At 55.3% G+C, this 5,685-nt stretch carries 3 rRNA genes; all 3 read right to left on the bottom strand.

The features are described 5' to 3' along the window. Positions 1–10: 10 nt before the first annotated feature. The 3 genes from rrf to LN996_RS23215 all read right to left on the bottom strand — a co-directional run bounded on the left by rrf (position 11) and on the right by LN996_RS23215 (position 5,486). Positions 11–127 (bottom strand): 5S ribosomal RNA (gene rrf / locus LN996_RS23225). 145 nt (positions 128–272) lie between these two features. Beyond that, positions 273–3,416, bottom strand: a 23S ribosomal RNA gene (locus tag LN996_RS23220). Between the two features lie 550 nt (positions 3,417–3,966). After that, positions 3,967–5,486: ribosomal RNA gene (locus LN996_RS23215) — 16S ribosomal RNA — on the bottom strand. The 16S, 23S and 5S rRNA genes sit together here, the layout of an rRNA operon. Positions 5,487–5,685 lie beyond the last annotated feature (199 nt).

Here is a 5,685-nt window from a genome sequence, read left to right as displayed (position 1 = left end):
CTTAATGGTTGTCCGGCGGTGTCCTACTCTCCCACACCCTCCCGGGTGCAGTACCATCGGCGCTGTGGGTCTTAGCTTCCGGGTTCGGAATGGGACCGGGCGTTTCCCCCACGCTATGACCGCCGTAACTTTGTTACCCGTCCGCACCCCGGTGGTGGGGTGGGTGGGAAGTGTGGTTACAACTGTGGTGTTGTTATTTTGTTGTGTTTTTGTTCCTGGAACAAGCGGGTTGTTGTTCGGGAACCACATAGTGGACGCGTGCAGTGTGTTGTGTGGTGTAAGTTGTTGGCCTATTAGTACCGGTCAGCTTCACGAGTCTTTAGTCCTCGCTTCCACATCCGGCCTATCAACCCAGTGGTCTGGCTGGGGGCCTCTCACACATAATGTGTATGGAAATCTCATCTTGAAGCGAGCTTCCCGCTTAGATGCTTTCAGCGGTTATCCCATCCGAACGTAGCTAATCAGCGATGCACTTGGCAGTACAACTGACACACCAGAGGTTCGTCCGTCCCGGTCCTCTCGTACTAAGGACAGCCCTTCTCAAATTTCCTGCGCGCGCAGCGGATAGGGACCGAACTGTCTCACGACGTTCTAAACCCAGCTCGCGTACCGCTTTAATGGGCGAACAGCCCAACCCTTGGGACCTACTCCAGCCCCAGGATGCGACGAGCCGACATCGAGGTGCCAAACCATGCCGTCGATATGGACTCTTGGGCAAGATCAGCCTGTTATCCCCGAGGTACCTTTTATCCGTTGAGCGACGGCCATTCCACAATGTACCGCCGGATCACTAGTCCCGACTTTCGTCCCTGCTTGAGATGTCTCTCTCACAGTCAAGCTCCCTTGTGCACTTACACTCGACACCTGATTGCCAACCAGGCTGAGGGAACCTTTGGGCGCCTCCGTTACTTTTTAGGAGGCAACCGCCCCAGTTAAACTACCCATCAGGCACTGTCCCTGACCCGGATCACGGGCCGAAGTTAGATGTCCAAAGTGACCAGAGTGGTATTTCAACGATGACTCCACCCGAACTGGCGTCCAGGTTTCAACGTCTCCCACCTATCCTACACAAGCCACTCCGAACACCAATACCAAACTATAGTAAAGGTCTCGGGGTCTTTCCGTCCTGCTGCGCGTAACGAGCATCTTTACTCGTACTGCAATTTCGCCGAGTTTATGGTTGAGACAGCGGGGAAGTCGTTACTCCATTCGTGCAGGTCGGAACTTACCCGACAAGGAATTTCGCTACCTTAGGATGGTTATAGTTACCACCGCCGTTTACTGGGGCTTAAATTCTCAGCTTCGCCACAAGTGGCTAACCGGTCCTCTTAACCTTCCAGCACCGGGCAGGAGTCAGTCCGTATACATCGTCTTGCGACTTCGCACGGACCTGTGTTTTTAGTAAACAGTCGCTTCCCCCTGGTCTCTGCGGCCCACACCCGCTCACGGAGAGCAAGTCTCCATCACGGGGCAGGCCCCCCTTCTCCCGAAGTTACGGGGGCATTTTGCCGAGTTCCTTAACCATAATTCTCTCGATCGCCTTGGTATTCTCTACCTGATCACCTGTGTCGGTTTGGGGTACGGGCGGCTAAAACCTCGCGTCGATGCTTTTCTTGGCAGCATAGGATCACCGGATCCCCCCAAACGGGAGTCCCATCAGATCTCAGGATTGTGCTCGAAACACACAGGAACGGATTTGCCTATCCCTGACCCTACATCCTTAGACCGGGGCAACCATCGCCCGGCCCGGCTACCTTCCTGCGTCACACCTGTTAATACGCTTACCTCCCGGGATCAGGTCCCGCGCTCGGCCAAAACCCACAACACCACAAGGGTGAGCGGGCAGGCTCCGGGCGGTTAGTATCCCCCGCTTGGCATGGGCGGTTTTTCGCCGGTACGGGAATATCAACCCGTTGTCCATCGACTACGCCTGTCGGCCTCGCCTTAGGTCCCGACTTACCCAGGGCAGATTAGCTTGACCCTGGAACCCTTGATCATTCGGCGGACGGGTTTCTCACCCGTCTTTCGCTACTCATGCCTGCATTCTCACTCGTGTAGGCTCCACCGCTGGTTTCCACCGCGACTTCACTGCCCACACGACGCTCCCCTACCACTCCACACCCCTGAACCACGAAGGCTAGGGCAATGTGTGAAATCCACAACTTCGGCGGTGTACTTGAGCCCCGCTACATTGTCGGCGCGGAATCACTTGACCAGTGAGCTATTACGCACTCTTTCAAGGATGGCTGCTTCTAAGCCAACCTCCTGGTTGTCTTCGCAACTCCACATCCTTTCCCACTTAGCACACGCTTAGGGGCCTTAGTTGGTGGTCTGGGCTGTTTCCCTCTCGACTATGAAGCTTATCCCCCACAGTCTCACTGCTGCGCTCTCACTTACCGGCATTCGGAGTTTGGCTGACGTCAGTAACCTTGTAGGGCCCATCGGCCATCCAGTAGCTCTACCTCCGGCAAGAAACACGCAACGCTGCACCTAAATGCATTTCGGGGAGAACCAGCTATCACGGAGTTTGATTGGCCTTTCACCCCTACCCACAGCTCATCCCCTCCATTTTCAACTGAAGTGGGTTCGGTCCTCCACGACGTCTTACCGTCGCTTCAACCTGGCCATGGGTAGATCACTCCGCTTCGGGTCTAGATCACGCCACTACACTCGCCCTATTCAGACTCGCTTTCGCTACGGCTACCCCACACGGGTTAACCTCGCGACGTAACACTAACTCGCAGGCTCATTCTTCAAAAGGCACGCCGTCACCAGAATCAGACTGGCTCCGACGGATTGTAAGCACACGGTTTCAGGTACTGTTTCACTCCCCTCCCGGGGTACTTTTCACCTTTCCCTCACGGTACTGGTCCGCTATCGGTCATTAGGAAGTATTTAGGCTTATCAGGTGGTCCTGACAGATTCGCACGGGATTTCTCGGGCCCCGTGCTACTTGGGATCCTCTCCAGGCGGCACACAACATTACGGTTACGGGGCTCACACCCTCTCTGGCCGGCCTTTCAAGACCGTTCACCTATGCTCATGCTCTCACCCCATTGGTCCGGCAGAACCAAAACGGAAAGTCCCACAACCCCGCCCATGCAACGCCCGCCGGCTATCACACATGGAACGGTTTAGCCTCATCCGCGTTCGCTCGCCACTACTAACGGAATCACTCTTGTTTTCTCTTCCTGCGGGTACTGAGATGTTTCACTTCCCCGCGTTCCCCCCACGCACCCTATGTGTTCAGATGCGGGTCACACAATCACCATGACAGCGTTGTGCGGGGTTTCCCCATTCGGACATCCTGGGATCAACGCTCGGTTATCAACTCCCCCAGGCTTATCGCAGATTCCTACGTCCTTCTTCGGCTCCTAATGCCAAGGCATCCACCGTGTGCCCTTAAAAACTTGACCACACAAAGATCAAAAACTTACTCGAGAGAACCACGACCACAAGGGCCAGGTTCATTCATAAGAAATTGCTGTAAGAACACACACACCAACCCCCAAAAGGATCAGCCACGTGCGTGCTCTAGATGCTCGCGTCCACTATGTAGTTCTCAAACAACAACCCCATCAACCAGACCACCACCCACCACAACCCACACAGGGCTGAAAACAGTGACCAGCAGTACCGGAAGCAGGAACAAAAGAAACACCAGAAGTGCCCCCCTGCATTGCTGCAAAAAGGTCCTGTTGCCTCAGGACCCAACAGTGCGCCAAACACAACCCCCACAAACCGCACGCCCCGGCCACGTTCCAAACAACACCACACCCCAAAGAGGCACAGGTCGCCGTACTGGCACCAGGACACAACCGGTAAAGGCCATGCCAAACAAGTTTGATTCGTTGATATTCCACCCATGAGCACCCACCGCAGAACAGACGCCTGCGCAATGGGCAACACTGACAACCACCACCACACCCATGCAGGCGCAGCAACCAGTTGCTAGCAGCTCCTTAGAAAGGAGGTGATCCAGCCGCACCTTCCGGTACGGCTACCTTGTTACGACTTAGTCCCAATCGCCGGTCCCACCTTCGACGGCTCCCCCCACAAGGGTTAGGCCACCGGCTTCGGGTGTTACCAACTTTCGTGACTTGACGGGCGGTGTGTACAAGGCCCGGGAACGTATTCACCGCAGCGTTGCTGATCTGCGATTACTAGCGACTCCGACTTCATGGGGTCGAGTTGCAGACCCCAATCCGAACTGAGACCGGCTTTTTGGGATTAGCTCCACCTCACAGTATCGCAACCCTTTGTACCGGCCATTGTAGCATGCGTGAAGCCCAAGACATAAGGGGCATGATGATTTGACGTCGTCCCCACCTTCCTCCGAGTTGACCCCGGCAGTCTCCTATGAGTCCCCGCCATAACGCGCTGGCAACATAGAACGAGGGTTGCGCTCGTTGCGGGACTTAACCCAACATCTCACGACACGAGCTGACGACAACCATGCACCACCTGTAAACCGACCGCAAGCGGGGCACCTGTTTCCAGGTATTACCGGTTCATGTCAAGCCTTGGTAAGGTTCTTCGCGTTGCATCGAATTAATCCGCATGCTCCGCCGCTTGTGCGGGCCCCCGTCAATTCCTTTGAGTTTTAGCCTTGCGGCCGTACTCCCCAGGCGGGGCACTTAATGCGTTAGCTACGGCGCGGAAAACGTGGAATGTCCCCCACACCTAGTGCCCAACGTTTACGGCATGGACTACCAGGGTATCTAATCCTGTTCGCTCCCCATGCTTTCGCTCCTCAGCGTCAGTTAATGCCCAGAGACCTGCCTTCGCCATCGGTGTTCCTCCTGATATCTGCGCATTTCACCGCTACACCAGGAATTCCAGTCTCCCCTACATCACTCTAGTCTGCCCGTACCCACTGCAGAACCGGAGTTGAGCCCCGGTCTTTCACAGCAGACGCGACAAACCGCCTACGAGCTCTTTACGCCCAATAATTCCGGATAACGCTTGCGCCCTACGTATTACCGCGGCTGCTGGCACGTAGTTAGCCGGCGCTTCTTCTGCAGGTACCGTCACTTTCGCTTCTTCCCTACTGAAAGAGGTTTACAACCCGAAGGCCGTCATCCCTCACGCGGCGTCGCTGCATCAGGCTTGCGCCCATTGTGCAATATTCCCCACTGCTGCCTCCCGTAGGAGTCTGGGCCGTGTCTCAGTCCCAGTGTGGCCGGTCACCCTCTCAGGCCGGCTACCCGTCGTCGCCTTGGTAGGCCATTACCCCACCAACAAGCTGATAGGCCGCGAGTCCATCCAAAACCACAAAAGCTTTCCACCCCCCACCATGCGATGAGGAGTCATATCCGGTATTAGACCCAGTTTCCCAGGCTTATCCCAGAGTCAAGGGCAGGTTACTCACGTGTTACTCACCCGTTCGCCACTAATCCCCCAGCAAGCTGGGATCATCGTTCGACTTGCATGTGTTAAGCACGCCGCCAGCGTTCATCCTGAGCCAGGATCAAACTCTCCGTTGAAGTAAAACAAATCAAACAGACACAACCACACCCACCGGAAATAACGGCGAACACGGCTGCACAAAATTCGAAACCAGCTGAAAACCAGCCCACCACACACGGGGGTGCATGACAGAACTGGCATAAATTTCAACCAATCAATAAAACAATCGGTATCAACAAACTTGGCACACTATTGAGTTCTCAAACAACAGACACA

The organism is Arthrobacter sp. AK01 (genome assembly GCF_021109375.1).
Taxonomy (GTDB): Bacteria; Actinomycetota; Actinomycetes; order Actinomycetales; family Micrococcaceae; genus Arthrobacter.
The sequence above is the reverse complement of the archived record's forward strand: the minus strand, read 5'-3'. Positions and strand labels throughout refer to the sequence as shown.